Source organism: Enterocloster sp. (genome assembly GCF_057861365.1).
The window spans coordinates 40,271-62,978 of record NZ_DBMACH010000015.1 but is presented as its reverse complement, the minus strand read 5'-3'; the positions used below and the strand labels follow the sequence as shown (position 1 = coordinate 62,978).

Here is a 22,708-nt window from a genome sequence, read left to right as displayed (position 1 = left end):
AATAGACGATGGAAACGATCAAACTGAAAATCAACGGCATTGAAGTCACTGCTCCCAAGGGCTCAACCATCCTGGAGGCAGCAAGACTGGCGCATATCGAGATCCCTACCTTATGCTTCTTAAAAGAGATCAACGAAATCGGCGCCTGCCGCGTATGTATTGTCGAATTAAAAAATGGAAAGCTGGTTACTTCCTGCGTATATCCTGCGGAAGACGGAATGGAAGTATTTACCAATACTCCAAAGGTCATGGATTCCAGAAAAAAGACCATCCAGCTTTTATTATCCAACCATAACCGCTCCTGCCTGTCCTGCGTACGCAGCGGACACTGCGAGCTTCAGGAGCTGGCACGAGAGCTTGGCGTAGAGGATGAGGGCTATTATGACGGCGAGACCACACCCTCTGAGATCGATACCTCTGCCGCCCATATGATCCGTGACAACAGCAAATGTATTCTCTGCCGCCGCTGCGTGGCAGTCTGCAGCGAGGTACAGGGGATTGGCGTCATCGGCGCCAACAACCGGGGCTTTGCAACTGAAATCGGCTCTGCCTTCGGTATGGGCCTTGGCGAGACCTCCTGTGTATCCTGCGGCCAGTGTATTGCCGTCTGTCCTACGGGAGCCCTTCAGGAAAAGGACTGCACGTCCGAGGTATTTGCAGCCATTGCAGATCCTTCCAAGCATGTGATCGTACAGACCGCTCCTGCTGTCCGTGCCGCTTTAGGCGAAGAATTCGGCCTTCCCATCGGCACCAATGTGGAAGGAAAGATGGCTGCCGCCCTGCGCCGTCTGGGATTTGACCGCGTATTTGATACAGACTTTTCCGCTGACTTGACCATCATGGAGGAGGCACATGAATTTTTAGACCGCGTGAAAAACGGCGGTGTCCTGCCTATGATCACCTCCTGTTCTCCCGGCTGGGTTAAATACTGTGAGCACTATTTCCCGGATATGACGGAAAATCTTTCCACCTGCAAATCCCCTCAGCAGATGTTCGGAGCCATTGCCAAATCCTACTATGCTGAGAAGATGGGCATTGATCCAAAGGATATCGTATCTGTCAGCGTTATGCCCTGTACGGCAAAGAAGTTCGAGATCGGAAGAGAGGACGAGGCGGCAAACGGCGTTCCGGATGTGGATATCTCCATCACCACCAGAGAGCTGGCCCGGATGATCCGCAAGGCAAGGATCCGCTTCCTGGATCTGCCGGATGAGAGCTTTGACGAGCCTTTAGGCCTTGGCTCCGGTGCAGGCGTGATCTTCGGCGCTACGGGAGGCGTTATGGAGGCTGCATTAAGAACTGCAGTTGAGACACTTACCGGCGAAGAGCTTCCAAAGCTTGAATTTCACGAGGTCCGCGGCACTGCAGGCATCAAGGAAGCCACCTATCATGTGGCAGATATGGATGTAAAGGTAGCGGTCGCCTCCGGCCTTGGAAATGCCAGAGAGCTGCTTAAAAAGGTAAAGTCAGGAAAGGCAGATTACCACTTCATCGAGATCATGGGCTGTCCCGGCGGCTGTGTCAACGGCGGCGGCCAGCCTCAGCAGCCGGGTTATATCCGCAACACGGTGGATATCCGCGGCTTAAGAGCTAAGGTTCTCTATGACAGCGATGAGGCAAATACCATCCGCAAATCCCATGAAAATACGGCGATTAAGGAGTTATATGCCACCTATCTGGGCGAGCCCGGAAGCGAAAAGGCGCACCATCTGCTCCATACCAGCTATGTAAAGAGAAGTATTAATCAGCACTGATCGAAACTAAAAACAGAGATGCCGGCGTCACTCCGGCATCCCCTTAAATAAAAAGCTTCCCCGCAGGACGAACCATCTGATCGTCTGCGGGGAAGCTTTTATTTATGGTTCATCCGTTTCCTTCTCTTCTTCCTGTTCCTCTAACATCTCATTTTTTTCAGGATCCCACCAGGTAAATGAGGCCGGAACCGGCGGACGTGAACCGGAAGGCTGCAAACCAGAGGGCTGCGAACTGACGGGCTGTACATCCGAAACCTGTGGATCGACAGGCTGCAAATCGGCAGATTTTAGGGGATCGGCTTCCTCCACCGGTTCCGTATGGACGGGAGGTTTTTCCATCTTTTCCTCCTTCCAGCGGACGGTAACCTTAAAGAGGTCATCCTCTGCTTCCAGCTTCATCGTACCGCCCTGGGCCTCAGTAAAGCTTCTTGCAATGGCAAGCCCCAGACCGGAGCCTTCCGTATTGCGGGATTCATCCCCCCGTACAAAGCGCTCTGTGAGCTCATCCGGGGATACCGTTAATTCATGTTCTGAAATATTTCGCATAGAAACAGCCACATAGCCGTTTTCCTCCCGCCTGATCTGGATATAGGCTCTGGTTCCCTTCATGGCATACTTTGTAATATTTACCATGAGGTTTTCAAAGATACGGCAGGTTTTCTGACCGTCCAGATGAAGGTATATTTTTTCCTCCGGCAGCTGGAAACGGAAGTCCACACCGCTCTTTTCAATCTTGTCGGCCAGCTCGCAGCGCACCTGCTTTAACAAGCTGACAATCTCCACCTCTTCCAGGTGGAGGGTCACGGTACCGCTGTTTGCCTTGCTGACCTCAAAAAGATCTTCGATCAGCTCCTTCAAGCGCATGGCTTTGCGGTCCAGTACCTGGATATAGGAACTGCGCTCCTCTTCTGACAGATTTTCCTGCTTTAAGAGATTGATATAAGTGATAATCGCCGTCAAAGGCGTCTTTAGATCATGGGACACATTGGTGATCAGCTCCGATTTGGTACGCTCGCTTTTTACCTCCTGGGCCACTGCTTTTTTAAATCCGTCCCGGATATGGGAAAGCTGTTCCTTGAGAGGCTCAAAAATCCCCAGATCTTCATCAAACTCCACATCCAGATTTCCCTCTGCCATGGCATTAATGCCCTTTAAGAGAAGCTGATATTTTTCTTCCATTTTTCCCCAGTATTTCTTAAAAAGGAAAAACAGTACCAGAGAGTAGATTACTAACGCCCCAATCCCCCAGAACCACAGGCAGGAAATGAGAGCCAGAATAATAAAATTGGCAATCACAGCCTTTCCAATGATCCGCGTGGACTTTCCTTCCCAGTCTGTATTGGAAAAGAGATCCAGACCCTTCAGAGTCCAGCGCTTGCAAAAGCGCAAAAATCGTCCAAGCCAGGTGCGTTCCTTAAAATAGCGCCACAGTCCCAGAGTAAATACGGCCCGTATACAGGTAATTCCCCAGTAAAGAATACCGTAAATGATGATCCAGAACATGACATTGATCAGCAGCGTCATCATATGCGCCGCTCCATCTGTAAATCCGGCCTGCAGCCACTCTCTGGATAAACGGCCTTCCATGGTTGCATGGATCAGATCTACCGGAATACTGCTGATCACAGTAGCGAACCACAGCGTTCCACTGGCACATAGGGGTTCAAAGGACAAACGGCACAGTGCGCTGCGTCCTATCTCCAGGGAACGGATTCCCGGAAGTGCAAGAGCTGTGAGCGTAATCACTGCCGCGATCGCACATACAACGGAAAAATATCCGCCTCCGCTCTGGTAATCCCAGCTTCTAACCCCTGTTTCCTCTATATCACTGCCATAAAAACTGCTGCCCGCATTGGATAGATCACAGATAAAATGAATCTTCATATCCTTTGGCCCCTGAAACTCCACTCCGCTGCTGCGGTACTGGCTTCCCAGACGGGTCTCAATAGGATCATAAAACTCATAGGAGGTCATTGACTGGAACATACGGCTGCAGCTGTCCCCATCTCCCGCTATATCGGAAATACTTAATCTGCCTCCGGAAGCAAATTCCGCCGTAAACCGGATTTCATTCGCCCCGATTCCCCTTGAAAACACACTTTCTGCATCAATTACATTGCTGCGCAGACACTGCCCGTCAGGGCCTGTGACCATGTAACGGATCAGAGTTCCATTGTAGCGTTCATACATCTCTTCCCAGCGCCGTCCCAGTTCTTCGATCTGAGACTGGGCTTCATGCATCATTTCCAACTGATCCGTCTGCTCCGGGAGCTCATACTCACCCTCATAAGTGATGTCTTCTTCCATGTATGCGTCTTTCTCTGCTTTGGCTATCTTTTCATCCAGTCCCGGCAAAAAGGTCTGGGAATAGGTCAAAATCCCGCCCTTTTCCTCCTGCTTTTGCTGATGCCAGATCACATAGCTGAAATTCATAACCTGTGTTGCCAGATTGTCAAAGCGTCCGGTGTCATTTTCCCATTCCTGCCGGCTTAGGCTGCTCTGGTTTACAGCTTTTTGTTTCATATAGGGATAAAATCCCACAGTTGCTGCCGCAGATACGATTACCAGTATCACGATCAGCAGTACGCCGATCCAGTGCCTGCTACGGCTGTTTTTCAATCTTGTATCCAACTCCCCACACCACCTTTAAATATTTTGGTTCTTTCGGATTTACTTCTATCTTTTCCCGGAGATTGCGGATATGAACCATAACCGTATCCGTATTGATGGCCCGTTCGTTCCACACCCGTTCATAAATCTCATCTGCCGGGAATACCCGGCCCGGATTGCGTATCAAAAGCAGAAGGATCTTAAATTCGATGGGCGTTACCTTTACCGGCCGGTCATCAATGGTAACGCTTACCGTATCCTCATTTACCTCCAGGCCTCCGGCCCGGTAAATCCGTGCGCTTTCTTCTGCCCTTGAATGTAAACGATCCATAAAGCGGTGATAACGTCTCAGATGGGAATTCACTCTGGCTAAAAGCTCCATTGGCGTAAAGGGCTTTGTAATGTAATCATCCGCCCCCATGTTCAGCCCCAGTATCTTATCTACTTCCTCTGATTTTGCAGATAGGAAAAGTACTGGAAAGTCGAAACTTTCCCGCAGTCTTGCTACCATGGTAATACCGTCCATCCGCGGCATCATCACATCTACAATTGCAAGATCGATGGGCTGATTTTTAAGGATTTCCAGGCCCTCAAGGCCGTCGGCTGCCTGAAAAACCTCATATCCCTGGCTTTTTAAAAAGATTTCCACACCTTCCCGTATCTCTTTATCATCCTCCACTAACAGGATCCGATCCCCACTCATATCTGTTTCCTCCTTACATCCATATGATAAAATATAAAAACAAAAATAAGGTGTATAAAATATAAAAGACTTTCTAAAGATTGATTGTAGCATTTTAAAAGGACAGAGTCACCCCCTAAACAGGGATTCTCTGTCCTCTTTTTATGGTTTATTTTCTCTCCAGAAGTCCGTTTAACAGGAGGGAACCATCCTCTGCCCGTTTCGGCATCACAGTAGTATCCAGGGATACGAACCAGTCGTCCGTTACCTTCTCTCCCTTGCTGTTTTCGTAGGCCTTCGTGTCCTCATGATAGAAATAATTGGTTTCGCTGTAAATGCTGCTTGCATCCTGACCCTTTAGCTGAATGTCCTCACTGTGGCCTTCCCCTGTGCCATAGGAAATATTCCCCTCTGCCACATAGGCCGTATCTGCCCGGTTGGCGGTATAGATGGCAATATTAGGGCCTTCATTGTTAAAAGAAACATTATTGTAGATTTCAATATCCGGACAGCTGTTGGAATCAATGCCCTTTGCTTTGTTTTCGTAGGTAATGCTGTTTTTTAACACATGATGGCCGCTGATGCCGCTGCCTCCCATTTTAAATCCGTTTCCGTTTCCAGCATCGATCACGCTGCCGGATTCATCATACACATAACCGTTTTTAAATGCCACGCAGTCCTCAATGGTCACTGCTCCGATTTTTCCTGTGGCGATCTTGGCAAAGAGATCCCAGCCGTCATCCGCATTATAGGCAGCAATGCAGCCCCGGAACACATTTCCTTCTCCGCAGGTCAGCTTGGCTGCAAAGCCATCTGCATCCTCCATGGCTTCATCGCAGTTATTATAGGAGGTACAGTTTAAGATCAGGTTGTCCGAAGGCCACATATCAATGGTCTCCTCGGATATTCCGCTGACCTGAAGGCCGGTGTTTCCGTTATTATAGGTCTTAATTCCCTCTAAAATATTGTGATGGCCTGAAAGGCGGATTCCACAATTTCCGTCGGAGGCATTGCATACGTCAATATTTTTAATATGCCAGTAATCCCCCCAAAGCTGAAGGCCTGTGCCTTCCTTTGCAAAGTCCAGAACTGCCCTTTCTCCCTCTGCCGGAGCCAGAACAATGGGCGCATCCTCTGTTCCGTCTACGCCGCGCAGAACGGTCAGCCCTTCCTTAAAGGTATAGGTACCTCCTTCCATTACAAAGCTCTGTCCGGGAGCCCCATACCGGAACGCCGTTGCCAGATCAATGGGAGCTTCCTTTGTTCCCGTCCCATCGGGTGTGCCGTCTTTGGAAATAAAGATGGTATCACCGGATAAGATACGGCAGCTTACTGTCTCATCAAAAGAAACAGTTCCGTAATTTGCAAGCTCTGTATATTCATTGATCTTATATCCCTCTTTGGGAGTAAATGCGATGATAAAATGATTTTCTCCCTCTTTTACCGGATAGGAAGCCTTTACCGGAACCTCTGCCTTTACTTCCAGAGTATCCAAAGCATTTCCTTCTTTATCGGAGATCACAGCCGTACCGTCTGCATTCGTCTTAAAGGAAAGGGGATACTCGCTGGAACCGGACGTATTGGAGGAAAGGAAGGTAAAGCTTACATTTTCCTTTTCTACAGGACGTTCCTCTGCAGGCGCATCTTTTGCCGGGTCTGTTACCTCAAATTCAATGTTGTTAAAAGTGGCATTGCAGCCTCTGGCTACAGCAAATCCTGCATAAACTGAATTATCAATTACATTCAGGTTCTCAGCACCATACAGGGTGCGGGAATATTCATTTCCCTCTTTGTCATAATAAGCTGCCTCATATCCTGTATTGGTCTTTCGCAGCTCCATGGTGTAGGTTTCTCCCGCTGTCAGCAGTGTTTCCTTGTCAAATGCCTCTGAATCCAGAGTCAGCTTTCCTGCCTCCGGCGGCGTAGTGTCCGATTCTACTCCTGTGATCATCCGGTATCCGATGCCGTCCTTCATGGAGGTCTTTGTGCCGTCCTCATCATAATAGCTTAAACTGCTTCCGATGACTGCCGCGGAATTTGTAAAAAAGGAGCAGTCTGCCACTGTATCCTCACCAATACTGTCTCTGGCAATAATGGCTACTCCCTCCTGGCCGTCCGGCTTGGGATTGATATAGTCAATGGTTACGTCTGCCTTTAAACGGAAATTCTCTGTTTCAGGGTCAATGACTGTATAATAAAAGGAAATGCCGTCATAGCCTTCTCCTGCTGCAAATTTTCCGCCTTTTTTGTCAATGCTTCCGTCTTCCTTTACCGTACAGGAGGTAAGAGAAATCCCATTTTTCAGGCTTCCTCCCTCTGCCATGGTATTTGACTTTTCGTTGGTAGATGTGCCGAAATATGTAAACTGCCAGGTGTGCTCTTCTGCTGTTTTCGTTTCAGAAGCTGCGTCCGTTTCTGCCTCTGTCTGTACCTGTGGTTTCTCTACGTCTGCCGCTGTTGTTTCCGCCGTCTGGCTGCAGCCCTGAAGGCCCGCAGCTGCCAGACCTATGAGTAGAAGCTTTCCTATGTCTCGTCTTTTCATGTCCTGTTTTCCTCGTACCCTGATGTCCTGTTTTATTTATCCTGTTCTAAAAATGCTCCAGCCATTTTTCCGCCAGAACGATCCAGCTCTGGCACTGTGGCTCTATATTGCTCTCCTGCCCGTCTGCCGTTTCCTCCGTCGCCAGGGCAAGTCCGTGGCGTCCAACGGGATAAAGGTGAAGCTCCAAAGAAACGCCGCTCTTTATCAGGGCCTCTGCCAAAATCAGAGCGTTTCTCACCGGAACCGTCTGGTCTGTTACGGTATGCCACAAAAACACAGGAGGCGTATGGGAACCGACCTGCTTTTCAAGAGAAATCAACTCTCTCAGCATTTCCTTTTCTTCCGTCCCGCGCTCCGGGATCATCTGCTCCTCTTCCGTAAGCATCTGTCCCCACAAGAGACGTTCCACCGAGCCTCTGTGGCAGCCTTCTCCTGCCGTCACTACCGGATAGCAGAGGATAAGCCCATTAGGGCGGATCTGCTCAGGCGTTAATCCCAGAGGCCCTGACAGCCATTCCTTATCCCAGTGAACCCCCAGGCTCAAAGCCAGATGGCCTCCGGCAGAAAAGCCAGATACGATGATTCCCTCTGAATCAATCCTCCATTCGTCTGCATGCTCCCGTATCTTTGCCGTAAGCAGAGCCAGCTCCCTTAAGGCTGTGGGGAATCGCTCCGGAGCCAGACTATAGTGAAGCACAAACACATGATAGCCCATGGCCAGATATTTCATGGCAATGGGTTCTCCCTCTCTGGGAGAAAGATGCTCATATCCGCCTCCCGGACAGATTATCACTGCTTTTCTCTTCTTTTCCTGTGTTTTTCCGGATTTTCCCAGAATCCAGGCTGTGTAGCTGGCCGGTTCCTTCTGCAGACGTTCCTTCCGCAGTTCTTCCGGCAGTACCAGATCCTCTGTCCACATGTTCATGGGTGTACCTCCTGTGTATGGATTCAGTGTTTTCTAAATATTCTGTATTGTAAGCGCTTACCTGAACTATCTTATATTTTTTTACATAAAAAGGAAACTGGTATCCTGCACAAAGATATGTTCTGTTTTTTGAGTATTTTGCCGGTAAGAAAAGACTTGACTTTAGAGATTAAAATGTTTCATACGTTCCCTTTACAAGCAGTTCTCCTGCCTCCATCATCACCCGCCCTCTGGCAATCACCGTATCCAGAGCAAGGGCTTCTCCCATTAAAAGCAGATCTGCGTCCGCTCCCGGCGCGATACAGCCTTTTTTCGGGAACAGCTCCAGGGCCTTTGCAGGATTGGAAGTGAAAAAGGAGAGAGCCTCTGAAAGTACAAACCCTCCGTTTAACACCAGCGAACGAAGCTGGGCATACATATTTCCCACATCCGTAACCCCCATTTCCACCAGGTTTCCATACTCGTCATAATTGGACCAACTTCCCTGTCCGTCTGAGCTTAAAGTCATCCGCTCCATGGGAACACCGGCCCGGCGGGCTTCCTCCAAAAGGCCGATCACAGGATCCTTTCCGTCTTCGATCAAACCATGAGGGAAATCCTCACAGGTCAGATCAATGGTTCCCCCAAGCTTCGCCAGCTTAAGGCTGTCCAGAAACAGCTCATGATTGCGGTTTACATGGGTGGGCTGAAAGGTTTTCACGGGAATCTCCGTCTCCTCCAGTGCCTCAAAAACCTGACTCAGCATCTTTTTTCCATCCCCCATATGAAGCACCACACAGCCGCACTTTCCGCTGATCATGCCTGCAGTCCGCACATCGCTTGCCAGACGGATCAGCTCCTCTGTGGAAATATTGGGTGCTCTGTGGTCGGAGACTGCCAGCTTTAAACCCAAAATCTCATCAATAAAGGCAATATCCTTCTTTATGCTTCCTGTAATGGCAGGGGAAGGCACACCATAAGCGCCGCAGAGGGCATACGCTGAAATTCCTTCCTCCTTTAAGGCCTTTACCTTGGCGATCAGATCCTCCGGCGTACGGCTTACATCATCTGTTCCCAGAAGGCCCACCAGAGTCGTGATCCCAGCTCTTATAACAGATGAAAGCTGTATCTGGGGCGTACGGGTATGAAAACTTCCTTCTCCGCCTCCTCCGGTCACATGGACATGGCGGTCAATCAGTCCCGGCGTCAGCTTTTTTCCCTCTGCATCTATGATCCGGCAGCCGCTTCCTCCTTCCAGACCTTCTCCCACTGCCTCAATCTGTGCTCCGCATATCAGCACATCCTTAATCCCCAGATGCTCCGGTGCATATACGTCTGCATTTTTTATCAGTATCATTCTGCATCCTCCTTTGATTCCAAATCAGCGAACTTTTCCGGTTCAGGCGCCTCCGGCTCCGGGTGCAGCTCACTCCATATCTCATACCAGTCCATGCAGGCCTGATGCCACTTCTCCCACAGAGGCGCTATATCCTCCAACGGCTGGGCTTCCAAAGCGGAAGCTGGCTGCTCCTCGGCCTGCTCCCACAGACGTTTCAGACGGTTCTCCTCCCATACCTTCATCTGCTCCTCTGCCTGTCCTGCCGCCTCATTCATGGCATCCTCTGCCATTTTAAGCCTCCACTGGTCATAGGCTTCTTCGGTGGGAATCTCTCTCAGCCTGTGGCGTTCCGCCCTGGGAACTGCCTTTAAGCCGGCGATCAGAGCCTGCTCCTCCGCCTGAATCCGTGCTGCCGGCGAAAGTCCTTCTTTTTCCTTTTCCAGCCGTTCCAGATAGTGCTCGTACCCAAAGGGGTAATACATAGCCCTCGCACCCTCAAATATAAGCACCGACTTTGCCACCTGCCGGATAAAATACCGGTCATGGCTTACAAAAAGAATGGTTCCCTGATAAGCCTGAAAGGCAGATTCCAGAGTTTCTCTTGCCTGTATATCCATATGGTTGGTGGGCTCATCCAGAATCAGGAAATTGGGGCGGCTCTGCAAAAGCTCTGCCAGCACCAGTCTGGCCTTTTCCCCGCCGGACAGGGAGCTTACTTTTCTGGAAGCCTCCTTTCCCGGAAAGAGATAGGAGCCCAGGATCGTCCGCACCTCCTTCTGGTTCAGGGACGGGAAAAGCTCTGAAAAATGCTCCGCTACCGTTTGTTCCGACTCAATGGCTGAGGAATACTGGTCAAAATAACCGATGGTAATATTATTTCCAAGGGAGCAGACTCCATCCACCGGAGGAAGGGATCCGGCGGCTGTCTTTAAAAATGTAGTCTTTCCCGCTCCATTTTCCCCTAAAAGAGCAATCTTCTGCCCCTTTCTCATCCGTAGGCTCAGTTCCAAAAGCGGATGGCCTTCATAACCGATCTTTAAATGCTCCGCCTCAAGAACCCATTTGCTTCCGGGCACCGCAGGAAGGATCTCCCCGGTAAAAATGTGTGCCGTATCCTCTCTGGGCGCTTCCACCCGTTCCATGCGCTCTAACATCTTTTTTCTGGATCTGGCAAAGGAGGCCTTGGCCGGTTTATTCTTAAACCGGCGGATCAGCTCCTCCTGCCGGGCAATCTCCTCCTGCTGGCGGATATAGGCCTTTTTCTGAAGCTCGTAATCCTTTCGTTTCTTCTCTCGGTAGGCTGTATAATTTCCCGGATATTTTGTAAGCTTCCTGTCCTCCAGCTCGTATACGATCTGTGCCGTACGGTCTAAAAAGAAGCGGTCATGGCTTACCATAACCACCGCCCGATCATAATTTCTTAAATACCCTTCCAGCCACTGAACTGTTTCCATATCCAGATGGTTGGTTGGCTCATCCAAAAGAAGGATATCCGGTTTCTCAAGAAGCAGTCCGGCCAATGCAGCCTTTGTCCGTTCTCCTCCTGAAAATGTGCTTAAAGGCCGCTTTTTATCTTCTTTTTTAAAACCAAGTCCTGTAAACAGGCAGTCATATTCCCGTTCGTATTCGAACCGCTCCCTGTCAAAAAGCCCTTCTGCCGGACAGCGGCTCATCAGGTATTCCTCCACGGTGCGCTCCTCATGGAGCAGCGCCTGCTGTCCCAGCATCCCGATCGTCAGTTTTCTGGAACAGCAGATTCCCGATCCCTGCCGTCTGTCATCCCGCTCCAGTTCCAGCTCTCCTGCAATCAGGCGCAGAAGGGTGGTTTTTCCGGCTCCGTTCCGTCCTACGACCGCAATTTTCTGGGCTCCCTGTATCTCAAAATCAATATGGGAAAGCACGGTTTCTCCGCCCAGAGAAACCGTTCCGTCTGTGATCTGGTATTTCATATGTATTCTCCGCATTAAAAATCTACAGCTGCCCCTTTACAGCCTGTTCCCATTATACAATAGCAGAAACCATTGTCAAGAAGCCCTGACAACGGGGCCAGGGCCTTGGGAACAGCATACAAAAAGAGCCCCCATTCTAGCCTTCAGGCCGGGAACAGAAGCTCCTTTTTCTGTCTTTTATCTTTTTCAGTTGAATATGCTTTCTAAGTTTACGTCCTTCGTTCAGCCTGTAAATGTCAGGCCTTGGGGAAGATACGGCTTCCGTATCTGGCGGCAAATACCGTTCCGTTTTCATCTCTGAACGCAGTCAGATATACGTCGCTGTATTTCTTTCTTACCATTCCCTGCCATGGATAAACGGACTTCATCTCAATGGGCGTGCCGTTTACTTTCATGGCGAGCTCACCGTTTTCCAGCTCTTTGATGCTGAAACGGTCGCCTTCTCCGGAAATGTAATCGCCTGCAAGTTCACGTTTCTCCTCTTCACTCCAGGACCGTGGCATATGCTCTATCCGCTCTGCCTCTAAAGGCAGGCCGCAGTACAGGCGGAGAGCCATAGTTCCGATGGAGTACACCGGCACATCCATAGTATTGCACAGTACGATCACTCCGATGCCCTTCTGGGGACAGAAGCACAGGTTTGAGGATACGCCCGGAAGGCTTCCGCCGTGCTCTACTAAAACCATGTCCTCCATCTGGCTCATTTCCAGGCCGTATCCGTAGTAAACGCCCGGTTTTACGATCTGTCTGGGACGGCACATTTCCTCAATGGAATCACGGTCAATGACCTGGGTTCCGTCCTGGCTTTTGCCTTCATTTAAGTACATGGAGACATACTTAAGCATATCGCCCAGAGTGGACTTTAAGGCGCCGCCTCCATGGAGCACAAAGGCATCGTTTTCATAATCATGGTCTGCCCGCCATGTTCCATCCTCCAGAGTGTAAAGCGTGGCCGCATTTTCATCCAGAGAATTGCGCAGAAAGCTGATATTGCTCCGCTCCATGCCAAGGGGCTTAAAGATACGCTCCTTCAGATATGCGCTGAAGGAACCGTATCCGGAATGGCGGCGTACAATATCGGACAGAAGGCCGAAGCCATCGTTGCAGTAGCTCATGCGCTGTCCGGGACGGCCGGTAAAATGGGTCTGGCTGTCCAGACGGCCTGCCACCCTGCGGATTCCTTCCTCCGCAAAGTCTTCTCTGTCCACCAGTTCCTCTTCCAGACTGTCTTTTATCCCCATTTCCTGAGCAGTTTTATCCACAACGATTCTTGGAAGGGGGAAGTAGCCGCCACTGTGGCTCATCAGATGGCTTAATCGCACCGGCTCCTTCTGGTTTTTATTGGTAAATTCTGGAATATAAGCGGATATTGCGTCATCCACGGACAGAATCCCGTCTTTTTGCATCTGCATGATGGAAAGAGCAGTAAAAGACTTTGTCACAGATGCCATTCCGAAAATAGTATCCCGGTTAATGGGAAGCTTCTTTTCCTCATCCCGGTAACCAAAGTATTTCTCATAAAGGATCCTTCCCGTCCGGTCTACCACGCCTACGGCAATGCCTCTGGCCTTTGCCTCCTCCATGATCTGGGCGGTATGGGCTTCCAGACGGCTGATCCCCTGTGTCATTTCTTCCTCTGTCACTGCCCTGCTCATTGGAACATTTCCTCCTTTAAGCGGACAAGTCCCAGTCCTGGATTCTCGGACAGAACCAGATCTTTTGTATTTTCAATGGTAAATCCACCCTCATAAGGAAGCGCCTTTAAAGAGAAACTTGCATCCAGGTCTGCTCTTGTGATGTTGCCGAGAGCTGCGCCCAGTGCCGCTGCTGCATTGATGGCGATTCCGCTCTCCTCTGCCATACAGCCAAGCATGATTTCTACGCCTGCTGCTTCAGCAATATTTACGATCTTCTTTGCTTCCCACAGGCCGCCGCACTTCATCAGCTTGATATTGATGAAATCCACTGCTCTCTCAGAGACAAGACGGAGGGCGTCCTTAGAGTCCCAGCAGCTCTCATCTGCCATAACAGGCACAGGGCTGTTGGCAGTTACATACTTTAAGCCTTCAAAATCAAAGCGGCGTACCGGCTGCTCTACCAGCTCAATATCGTATTCGTTAAGGCGTTTTAAAAGCTCTACAGCCTCCCGTGCATGCCATCCCTGGTTTGCATCCAGACGGATTTTCACATCATCGCCTACTGCCTCACGGATGGCCTTTACTCTGGCAATATCGTCTGCGATATTCGTTCCAACCTTGGTCTTTATCACACGGAAGCCTGCAGCCACATGCTCCTTTGCGGCAGCAGCCATAAGCTCCGGAGTATCAATTCCCACGGTCATATCCGTTTCAATGGTATTGGAAAGTCCTCCAAGAAGCTTGTAAAGAGGAAGACCAGCTGCTTTTCCCAGAATATCGTGGCAGGCAATATCCACTGCCGCCTTTGCAGTTCCCGCATAAGCAACCGCACGGTTCATCACAGCATTGATTCCCTCAATATCTCTTGGATCCATTCCGATGAGCTTTTCACGGAACACCCGCAGGGTCTCTACCGTCCCCGGCAGGTTTTCGCCTGTGATCAGAGGGCCTGGAGAACCTTCGCCGTATCCGGTGATCCCTGCGTCGGTCTCAATCTCCACCAGGCAGCTCACCGCATGGGTAATTACACCCAGAGAAATGCGGAAGGGACGAACCAGGGGAACCTGCATCATGTGAACCTTCATGTCCGTAATCTTCATAACTGTTGCCTCCTTCTTTGATCCGGCCCGTGCTTCCTGCTTCGGGCCGGTAATTTACATCATTTACAGCTTAAATCCATTTTATTTCTGGCATCCCCCGCAGAAATGACAGGCGCACATATGGCCGCCGCCGATATCTTTAAGCTCCGGCTTCTGCACAGAGCAGATTTCCTGAGCCATAAAGCATCTTGTATGGAACACACAACCGGAAGGCGGATCTGCGGGACTTGGAAGATCGCCCTGAAGCAGGATCTTCTTTCTGGTGCTGTGGCGCTCCGGCATAGGAATTGCTGACAGCAGAGCCTGGGTATATGGATGGGAGGGATTGTCATATAACTGGTGTTTATCAGCCAGCTCCACCACATGGCCCAGATACATTACCATCACACGGTCGGAAATGTGGCGGATAACGCTTAAGTTATGGGAAATAAAAATATATGCCATTCCCATGGACTCCTGCAGATGGCGCAGAAGATTTAATACCTGTGACTGAATGGATACGTCCAGAGCGGAAACCGGCTCGTCACAGACAACTAAGGACGGCCCTAGTACAATGGCTCTTGCGATACCGATTCTCTGGCGCTGGCCGCCGGAGAACTCATGAGGATAACGGTTGTAATATTTCGGGTTTAAACCTACGACCTCCATCACCTCTAAAACATGGGCTCTCATCTCTTCCTTTGAAGCGAAACGCTTCTGGATCTTTAAGGGCTCCTCGATAATTTCACCGATGGTCATACGGGGATTTAAGGATGCGTATGGATCCTGGAAAATAATCTGCATTTCTGCACGCATTTTCCGGAGCTCCTGACCGGACGCCTTTTTAAAATCTTGCCCCTTATAGATGATCTCACCATCTGTAGGCTCGATCAGACGCAGTACGGAACGTCCCATGGTAGATTTTCCACATCCGGACTCTCCTACCACACCAAGGGTTTCTTTTGGGTTTAAGGTAAAGGAAACATCATCCACAGCCTTGATAAATGTCTTTTCTCCGGACCGGAATGTCTGTTTCACCGGGAAAAGCTTTCTTAAATGCTTTACCTCCAAAAGGGGCGTTTCATTTATATGTTCGCTCATTTGGCGCTTTCCTCCCATCCTTTCATATATTTAAAGCAACGCACCCTGCGTCCATTTACTTCCTCTAACTCCGGCATCTGCTTTCGGCAGATTTCCTTTGCATAAGGACATCTTGGACAGAAGGCACAGCCCTCAGGCATATCGTCAAAGCTTGGCACCATGCCCTCGATCACACTTAATTCCTTTGTGTCATCGCCGTCCAGTCTGGGGATACAGTTCATAAGGCCTGCGGTGTAGGGATGCAGAGGTTCATCAAAGATCTGATCGCAGGTAGCATGCTCTACTACCTTTCCTGCATACATTACCATTACATCATCCGCAACCTCGGCAATTACGCCCAGATCGTGGGTAATCATCATAACAGAGGTGCCTGTCTCTTCCTTCAGCTCATTGATCAGATCCAGGATCTGAGCCTGGATGGTAACATCCAGAGCCGTAGTAGGCTCGTCGCAGATCAGAAGCTGGGGATTGCAGCATAAAGCCATGGCGATCATCACTCTCTGGCGCATACCGCCGGAAAGCTGATGGGGATACTCGTCAAAGCGCTTCTCTGCCAGAGGGATCTTAACCTTTTTAAGCATCTCGATCCCCTTTTCTCTTGCCTGCTGCTTTGTAACATTTTCATGGAGCAGAATGGCCTCCATCAACTGCTGGCCGATGGTGAATACAGGGTTTAAGGAGGTCATGGGCTCCTGGAAGATCATAGCCACCTTATTGCCTCGGATCTGACGCATCTGATCCTCATTCTTCTTTAACAGATCCTCTCCCTCAAACAAGATCTCTCCTCCTGCATGGATTCCGGGAGGCGTTTCCACCAGTCCCATAATGGAAAGAGAAGTGATACTTTTACCGCAGCCGGATTCTCCTACGATCCCCAGGGTTTTTCCCCTCTCAACGGAAAAGGTTACGTCATTGACCGCCTTTACCAGTCCGGCGTCGGTACGAAAATATGTCTTTAAATTTTTAATTTCCAGTATTTTATCTGCCATTGGGTCCTCCTTCATCAGTTTTTCAGCTTGGGATCTAATGCATCTCTTAAGCCGTCACCGAAAATGTTAAATGCGATTACCGTGATCATGATTGCCACACCGGGCATAATGCTGTAGACCGGACGGTAGCTGATAAAGGTCTGAGCTGCAGAAATCATATTTCCCCATGAAGGTGTAGGTGGCTGGATACCAATACCAAGGAAACTTAAGGATGCCTCATACATGATCGCATTGGGGATACCCAGGGTAACTAAAACAATGATGGTAGAGAGGCAGTTGGGAACCAGTCCCTTGGTGATGATCCAGAAGGTAGATGCTCCGCAGGCGCGGCTGGCCTCTATGTACTCCTTTTCCTTTAACTGCATCACAGAACCGCGGATCATGCGGGCAGTACGAACCCAGGTTAAAAGTCCTAGGGCGATAAAAAGGTTTAAAACACCTTTTCCCAGGAAGGTCATGATCGCCATGGCAAAGATCAGATCCGGGAATGCCTGGAAAATTTCCATAATACGGGAGATCACACTGTCGATACGGCCGCCGTAGTAGCCTGCAACAGCGCCCAGGGTAACGCCTACAAGAGAAGCAACCACCTGAGCTACGATACCGATACTTAATGAAACACGGGAACCGTAAATAATTCTGGAAAGAATATCACGGCCGTATTCGTCGGTTCCAAAGGGATGAGCCATGCTGGGCTCTGCCAGTACGGCAGAATAGTCCTGATAGGTTGGGTCATAGGGAGCAATGACAGGTGCAAAAATAGCAACCAGCACTAAAAGCACCAGTATTCCTGCACAGAACATAGCCATTTTATTCTTCTTTAAGCGGCGGAGGCTGTCTCCGTAAAAACCGGAGGAATACTGCATCCCCTGCTCCATCACATCCTGTTCAAACTGTTTCTGTTTATTAAAAAAACGTATCATCGCTTACTTACGCTGCTCCTTTCCCATATCGAATTCTTGGATCCAGGAATGCATAGGAAATATCTACCAGCAGATTCACGATTACGAATACGAACGCAATATACATAACCGTTCCCTCAAGAAGAGGAAGATCGCGGTTTGACATAGCGTCAACTGCCAGCTTTCCGATACCCGGAATTGAGAATACCTTTTCAATCAGCATGGATCCTGTCAGCATATAGCCGAAATCCGTTCCCACCAGGGTAACAATGGGGATCATTGCATTCTTTAATGCATGCTTGAGGATAACAGACCAACGCTTTGCGCCCTTTGCCCTGGCGGTACGGATGTAATCCTGATTTAATACCTCCAGCATACTGGTTCTTGTGATCCTGGCCATACTTCCCGCATATCTGGCGCCTAAAGCCACGCTGGGAAGGATATAGGAAGCAGCAGAATCAAAGCCGGAAATAGGAAGGATGTTCAACTTTAAGCCAAACACGATCTGAAGAATGATCGCTACCCAGAAGGCCGGAGCAGAAACTCCTACGATGGAGAGGATCATCACTGCCGTATCAATGCCCTTTCCTCTCTGTACTGCGGAGAAAATTCCGCAGGGAATACCGATCACTGCTGCAAATGCAAAAGACATGCAGGCCAGCTTCACTGTCACTTTAAAGCAGCGAAATAAAGCGTCTGAAACGACTTCTTTTGTAAAATAGGAAGTTCCGAAATCAAAGCGGACCGCTCCCTTTAAGAAATTAAGGTACTGGACATGGTAAGGAAGATCCAGTCCCAGTTCGTGGCGAACCTTGGCGATAGTCTCGGGATCCGCACGTTTCTCCAGCATCATGGCAACCGGATCTCCCGGAACAACCTGCAGCAGGATAAAGGTAATAAGACTGATACCCAGAAGTACGAAAATGGTCTGGGCCAGACGTTTTGCCGTATACGAAAGCATAATTTCCTCCTGATATAAAAAATAGGGGGCGGGAGCATATTACGCGCTCCTTTTGCCCCCCTGTTTCACATGGATTACTGCTGAATATCCGCATTCTTCCAGAACATACGGAAGGTAGCATCCATCTTAAAGCCAGTGATCTTCGGATTTAAAAGATAGAACTTTGTTTCATTGTACAGAGGTGTGGTTGCCCAGTCCTCTCTTGTCATGATGTGTTCTGCCTTTGCGTAAATCTCCTGACGCTCGGCCGGATCTGTAGTTGCGATTCCATCTTCCAGAAGCTGATCAAATTCTGCATTGTGCCAGAAGCTGGAGTTGGAATCTGTCTTAGTCATCGGATAAAGCATACTCTCAGGATCGGAGTAATCTACATACCAGTTGGCAATACCGCAGTCAACACCGCCGTTCTTCTTCATATCAGACCATGCAGCGGAGTCAACCTGCTCAACCTCAACCCGGATGCCGGCTGCCTTTGCCTGCTGCTGGAATGCAGTAACGATTGCAACGTTACCCTGATACTTGGTATTTACAGTCACACGCAGATCAATTCCGTCCGGATAGCCGGCTTCCGCTAAAAGAGCCTTTGCCTGCTCCGGATTGTACTCGAACTCAGGAAGAGTCTCGTCATGTCCGATGATGCCTGCCGGAATGTAGGAAGTAGGAACGGTTGCTGTTCCGTGAAGGATGCTCTCACAGATCGACTTGCGGTCGATAGAAAGAGCGATTGCCTGTCTTACCTTTGGATCCGGGAAGGTCTTTGCATTTAAGGTCAGAGTATAGTTTCCGGTAGGCTGGAAGCCGTGCATCTGATCCTTGATCTGGGGATTACTGGAGTATACGGGGTAAATGGAAGGATCCACATCTACATAATCTACATTGCCCTTCTGGTATTCCAGTACCTGTGTATTTACATCTTCGATAAATTTGTAGTCCAGTCCGTCTAACTTCACAGCGCCACCGTGGTAATCATCAAATCTTGACAGTACAACGCCTACGCCGCTCTGATAGCTGTCCATCTTGAAAGGACCGGTTCCGTATAATACCTGCATACCCCAGGTATCTCCTGCTTCCTCGCAGGCTGCCTCAGGATAAATCGCACAGTATCCGGTAGAAAGAACGGAAGCGAATGGCGCGTATGGCTTAACCAGCTTGATGGTAAAATGAGTATCATCCTGTACCTGAATACCGGACATCTCCTCAGCTGCGCCGTCAGCCAGTTCTTTATAGCCCTCTACATTCTCCATCAGAGTTGCCATCTTTGTAAGCTTTACCAGACGCTCAAAGGAATACTTTACATCAGAGGCCTTTAAAGTCTCCCCATTGTGGAACTTCACATCGGGAAGCAGCTCGAAGCTGTAGGTCATGCCGTCCTCGGATACCTCCGGAAGAGCGGTAAGAAGATTAGGCTCCAGACTTCCGTCTTCCATCGTAGTAATCAGAGACTCTGTTACATTATCTGTGATCTTCATAACAATACTATAGGTATACTGCTGGGGATCCAGAGCCACCTGTGGATCAACTGCTGCGACTCTTACAACCTTGCCGCCAGCCGGTGCTCCTGCTGCCGGCGCCGCAGTAGTGCTTTCTGCTGCTGCTCCTGCTGCCGTTGTTTCCGTCTGACCGGAACCGCCGCAGGCTGACAAAGAAAGTGCAGCTGCAATTAAACATACGGCTACCGCAAATCTCTTTTTCATAATTACATCCTCCTGTGCTTTTGTATAAATATTCGATTTTACACTTTTTTAGTATAATATTTCACTGACCGTTTGTCAAGGACATATGTTGCAGAAACAGCGACAATTCTTTTTACTAAAAATTTCTGTTTCTCATAAAAAATCTCCCAGGAACTTCACCAGCCAGGGAAGCATAAAAAGGGCGCCGCAGATCAGATTAGCCGACATGCTGCAGACCGCCCGCTCCTCTCCCGACAATTCATCAAACGATACAATATGCTCATCTGCAAAATCCACAATGTCCGTATAGCTTTTTCTCACCGGCTTCTTTTTCTTCCGCTCCTCCAGCATATGGTGGATTGTTACCCCGTCCAGATGGAGATAGGAAAACCAGGCCATACAGAAAAATAAAAGCCCTGCCGTGAGACAGCCGTCTCTAAGCAGCGAGAACCGCCCCGCTGTATTTATAAATCTGTCCCACAGAAGAAGGGCAGTTACAGCAAGGGCGGCTCTTGTTACGCATTTGTATAAAACGGGCCGTATCATATAAGTTTTAAATAACGAACCTTTTTTATTCATTGCATTTTATCCTTCGATCTCTTTCCGATATCCTTCCAGTTCTCTCTGATTGCCCCAGACAAAATGGCCAGGCAGAATTTCTTCCCAGACAGGCTTATCTGTGCTGTAATCATGGATGGACGGATCATAAACCAGAAGCTTCTTTTTCTTTTCCAGTTCCGGATCCGGGATCGGCACCGCCGACAGCAGCGCCTTGGTATAAGGATGGAACGGATGAAGGAACAGTTCTTCTGCCTCTGCCAGCTCCACGATCCTTCCTTTGTGGATAACCGCAATCCGGTCGGAAATAAACCGTACCACGGAAAGATCATGGGCAATGAACAGATAGGTCAGGCCTCTGGTCTGCTTTAAATGATTTAACAGGTTTAATACCTGAGCACGGATGGATACGTCCAGAGCGGAAATCGGCTCATCCGCCACCACAAATTCCGGTTCCATGATCAACGCCCTGGCAATACCGATACGCTGGCGCTGGCCGCCGGAGAATTCATGGGGGAAGCGGGAAGCAAACTCCGGCAGAAGTCCTACCTCACGGAGCGCATGCTCTACCTTTCTCTTTCTGTCAGTTTCATCCTTGTAAAGATGGAAATTGATCAGTCCCTCTGAAACAATGTAGTCTACTTTGGCCCGTTCATTTAAGGAAGCCATAGGATCCTGGAAGATCATCTGGCAGGACTTAACCACCTTGCGGTCCAGTTCCTTTGAAATTTTTCCGCTGATGCGCTCTCCCCGGTAAAGGATTTCTCCGCCGGATACAGGATTGATCCGGGTAATGGCTCGTCCGATGGTAGTCTTTCCAGATCCGGACTCGCCTACCAGCGAAAAGGTCTCTCCCTTATAAATGTCAAAGTTTACATGGTCAACAGCTACAAACTTCCTTTTGCCGCTTCCGAAGGTAATCTGCAGGTCTTTGATTTCTATCAGTTTTTCTTTCTCTGCCATTGCGTCTTACCCTCTTCCTTTCATTTTTTCACGGAGTTTGCGGATGGAATCCGGCTGTTCGATCTTCGGAGCCCTTGGATCCAGATACCAGGTCTTTGCCTTGTGGGTAGGACTCACATCGAAAAATGGAGGCTCCTCCTCAAAATCAATGGCAAGCGCCATACGGTTTCTGGGAGCAAAGGCGTCTCCCTTGATCTCATTAAACAGGTTTGGCGGCGTTCCCTCAATGGTTGGAAGCTCCTCTCCCTTGATACCCAGCTGAGGCAGGGCGGAAAGAAGCGCCCAGGTATATGGATGCCATGCATCATAAAATATCTCATCCACCTTACCATACTCTACGATCTGTCCTGCGTACATAACAGCCACACGGTCGGCCACATTGGCAACTACGCCCAGGTCATGGGTAATGTAGATAACCGTCATGTTCAGTTCCTTCTGCAGATCGCGGATCAGGTTTAAGATCTGTGCCTGAATGGTAACATCAAGAGCCGTCGTCGGCTCGTCGCAGATCAGGATCTGAGGGCGACAAGCCGCGGCGATCGCGATTACCACCCTTTGTCTCATACCGCCGGAAAATTCATGGGGATACTGCTGATACCGGCGCTCCGGATCAGGAATCCCTACCTTTTTGAGCATCTCCAGAGCCATCTTCTTTGCCTCCGACCCCTTAATGCCCTGATTTAATTCTATACTTTCCTCAATCTGACGGCCAATCTTTTTAAGAGGGTTCAGCGAGGTCATAGGATCCTGCATAACCATGGAGATTTTCTTTCCTCTGATGGTCATCCAGTCCTTTTCTGTCTTATACTTTGCCAGATCCTTTCCCTCAAACAGGATGGAGCCGCCGGTAATGGAACCATTGGCATCCAGCATTCCCAGGAAGGATTTGGTAAATACCGATTTGCCGGAGCCGGACTCACCTACAATGGCAAGTGTCTCCCCCTGGTATAAATCCAGGGAGCATCTGCGGATGGCATTTAACTTTTTGCCCCGCAGGCTGAAGGAGATCTCTACGTCTCTGGCAGATAAGATCGGTTCTCTTTCCATATTTGCCATGAACATTTC

At 49.4% G+C, this 22,708-nt stretch carries 17 protein-coding genes; 1 reads left to right on the top strand and 16 read right to left on the bottom strand.

The features are described 5' to 3' along the window. The first annotated feature begins 8 nt into the window (after positions 1-8). Positions 9-1,754: an NADH-dependent [FeFe] hydrogenase, group A6 gene (locus ACZM6M_RS14140; protein WP_489490511.1), complete on the top strand. Its 1,746-nt coding sequence runs from the start codon at positions 9-11 to the stop codon at positions 1,752-1,754. A 102-nt stretch (positions 1,755-1,856) separates the two neighbouring features. Here the strand turns inward: ACZM6M_RS14140 and ACZM6M_RS14135 are convergent, their stop codons facing one another. The 16 genes from ACZM6M_RS14135 to ACZM6M_RS14060 form a co-directional block, all read right to left on the bottom strand. Beyond that, the gene (locus ACZM6M_RS14135) at positions 1,857-4,385 is read right to left on the bottom strand and encodes a histidine kinase dimerization/phospho-acceptor domain-containing protein (RefSeq protein ID WP_489490510.1); all 2,529 of its coding nucleotides are present in this window, start codon (positions 4,383-4,385) and stop codon (positions 1,857-1,859) included. After that, positions 4,357-5,067 (bottom strand): response regulator transcription factor, encoded by a 711-nt coding sequence (locus ACZM6M_RS14130; RefSeq protein ID WP_296038482.1) that lies wholly within the window; start codon positions 5,065-5,067, stop codon positions 4,357-4,359. The genes ACZM6M_RS14135 and ACZM6M_RS14130 overlap by 29 nt, the downstream gene beginning before the upstream one ends. Positions 5,068-5,215: 148 nt before the next feature. After that, complete coding sequence (locus ACZM6M_RS14125; protein WP_489490509.1) at positions 5,216-7,588, bottom strand: right-handed parallel beta-helix repeat-containing protein; 2,373 nt, start codon at positions 7,586-7,588, stop codon at positions 5,216-5,218. A gap of 46 nt (positions 7,589-7,634) precedes the next feature. After that, a complete protein-coding gene (locus ACZM6M_RS14120) occupies positions 7,635-8,513 on the bottom strand; it encodes an alpha/beta hydrolase (protein WP_066544125.1) in 879 nt (292 codons plus the stop codon). A 169-nt stretch (positions 8,514-8,682) separates the two neighbouring features. Then, positions 8,683-9,849, bottom strand: a complete 1,167-nt coding sequence (gene iadA, locus ACZM6M_RS14115) for a beta-aspartyl-peptidase (RefSeq protein WP_066544128.1) — start codon at positions 9,847-9,849, stop codon at positions 8,683-8,685. Then, positions 9,846-11,780 carry an ATP-binding cassette domain-containing protein gene (locus tag ACZM6M_RS14110; protein WP_417301355.1) on the bottom strand — a complete coding sequence of 645 codons (1,935 nt, stop codon included), beginning with the start codon at positions 11,778-11,780 and terminating at the stop codon, positions 9,846-9,848. Before ACZM6M_RS14110 ends, iadA begins: the two co-directional genes overlap by 4 nt. 236 nt (positions 11,781-12,016) lie before the next feature. Continuing rightward, positions 12,017-13,435, bottom strand: coding sequence for a serine hydrolase domain-containing protein (locus ACZM6M_RS14105; protein WP_418926376.1), 1,419 nt, complete (start codon positions 13,433-13,435; stop codon positions 12,017-12,019). Continuing rightward, on the bottom strand, positions 13,432-14,517 hold the full coding sequence (locus ACZM6M_RS14100) for a dipeptide epimerase (RefSeq protein ID WP_066544143.1): 1,086 nt from the start codon (positions 14,515-14,517) through the stop codon (positions 13,432-13,434). The genes ACZM6M_RS14105 and ACZM6M_RS14100 overlap by 4 nt, the downstream gene beginning before the upstream one ends. Positions 14,518-14,598: 81 nt before the next feature. Further along, positions 14,599-15,597, bottom strand: a complete 999-nt coding sequence (locus ACZM6M_RS14095; protein ID WP_066544145.1) for an ABC transporter ATP-binding protein — start codon at positions 15,595-15,597, stop codon at positions 14,599-14,601. Next, entirely contained in the window at positions 15,594-16,586 is a 993-nt protein-coding gene (locus tag ACZM6M_RS14090) for an ABC transporter ATP-binding protein (protein ID WP_337434115.1), read from the bottom strand. Before ACZM6M_RS14090 ends, ACZM6M_RS14095 begins: the two co-directional genes overlap by 4 nt. Before the next feature lie 14 nt (positions 16,587-16,600). Beyond that, on the bottom strand, positions 16,601-17,509 hold the full coding sequence (locus tag ACZM6M_RS14085) for an ABC transporter permease (RefSeq protein ID WP_418926377.1): 909 nt from the start codon (positions 17,507-17,509) through the stop codon (positions 16,601-16,603). Between the two features lie 7 nt (positions 17,510-17,516). Beyond that, positions 17,517-18,449: an ABC transporter permease gene (locus tag ACZM6M_RS14080; protein WP_066544151.1), complete on the bottom strand. Its 933-nt coding sequence runs from the start codon at positions 18,447-18,449 to the stop codon at positions 17,517-17,519. Between the two features lie 74 nt (positions 18,450-18,523). Then, positions 18,524-20,143 (bottom strand): ABC transporter substrate-binding protein, encoded by a 1,620-nt coding sequence (locus tag ACZM6M_RS14075; RefSeq protein WP_418926378.1) that lies wholly within the window; start codon positions 20,141-20,143, stop codon positions 18,524-18,526. A 132-nt stretch (positions 20,144-20,275) separates the two neighbouring features. Then, positions 20,276-20,701, bottom strand: coding sequence for a hypothetical protein (locus tag ACZM6M_RS14070; protein ID WP_418494254.1), 426 nt, complete (start codon positions 20,699-20,701; stop codon positions 20,276-20,278). 6 nt (positions 20,702-20,707) lie between these two features. Further along, complete coding sequence (locus ACZM6M_RS14065; protein ID WP_066544157.1) at positions 20,708-21,643, bottom strand: ATP-binding cassette domain-containing protein; 936 nt, start codon at positions 21,641-21,643, stop codon at positions 20,708-20,710. Positions 21,644-21,649: 6 nt separating this feature from the next. Then, the gene (locus ACZM6M_RS14060) at positions 21,650-22,690 is read right to left on the bottom strand and encodes an ABC transporter ATP-binding protein (RefSeq protein WP_418926391.1); all 1,041 of its coding nucleotides are present in this window, start codon (positions 22,688-22,690) and stop codon (positions 21,650-21,652) included. Between the last annotated feature and the right edge of the window lie 18 nt (positions 22,691-22,708).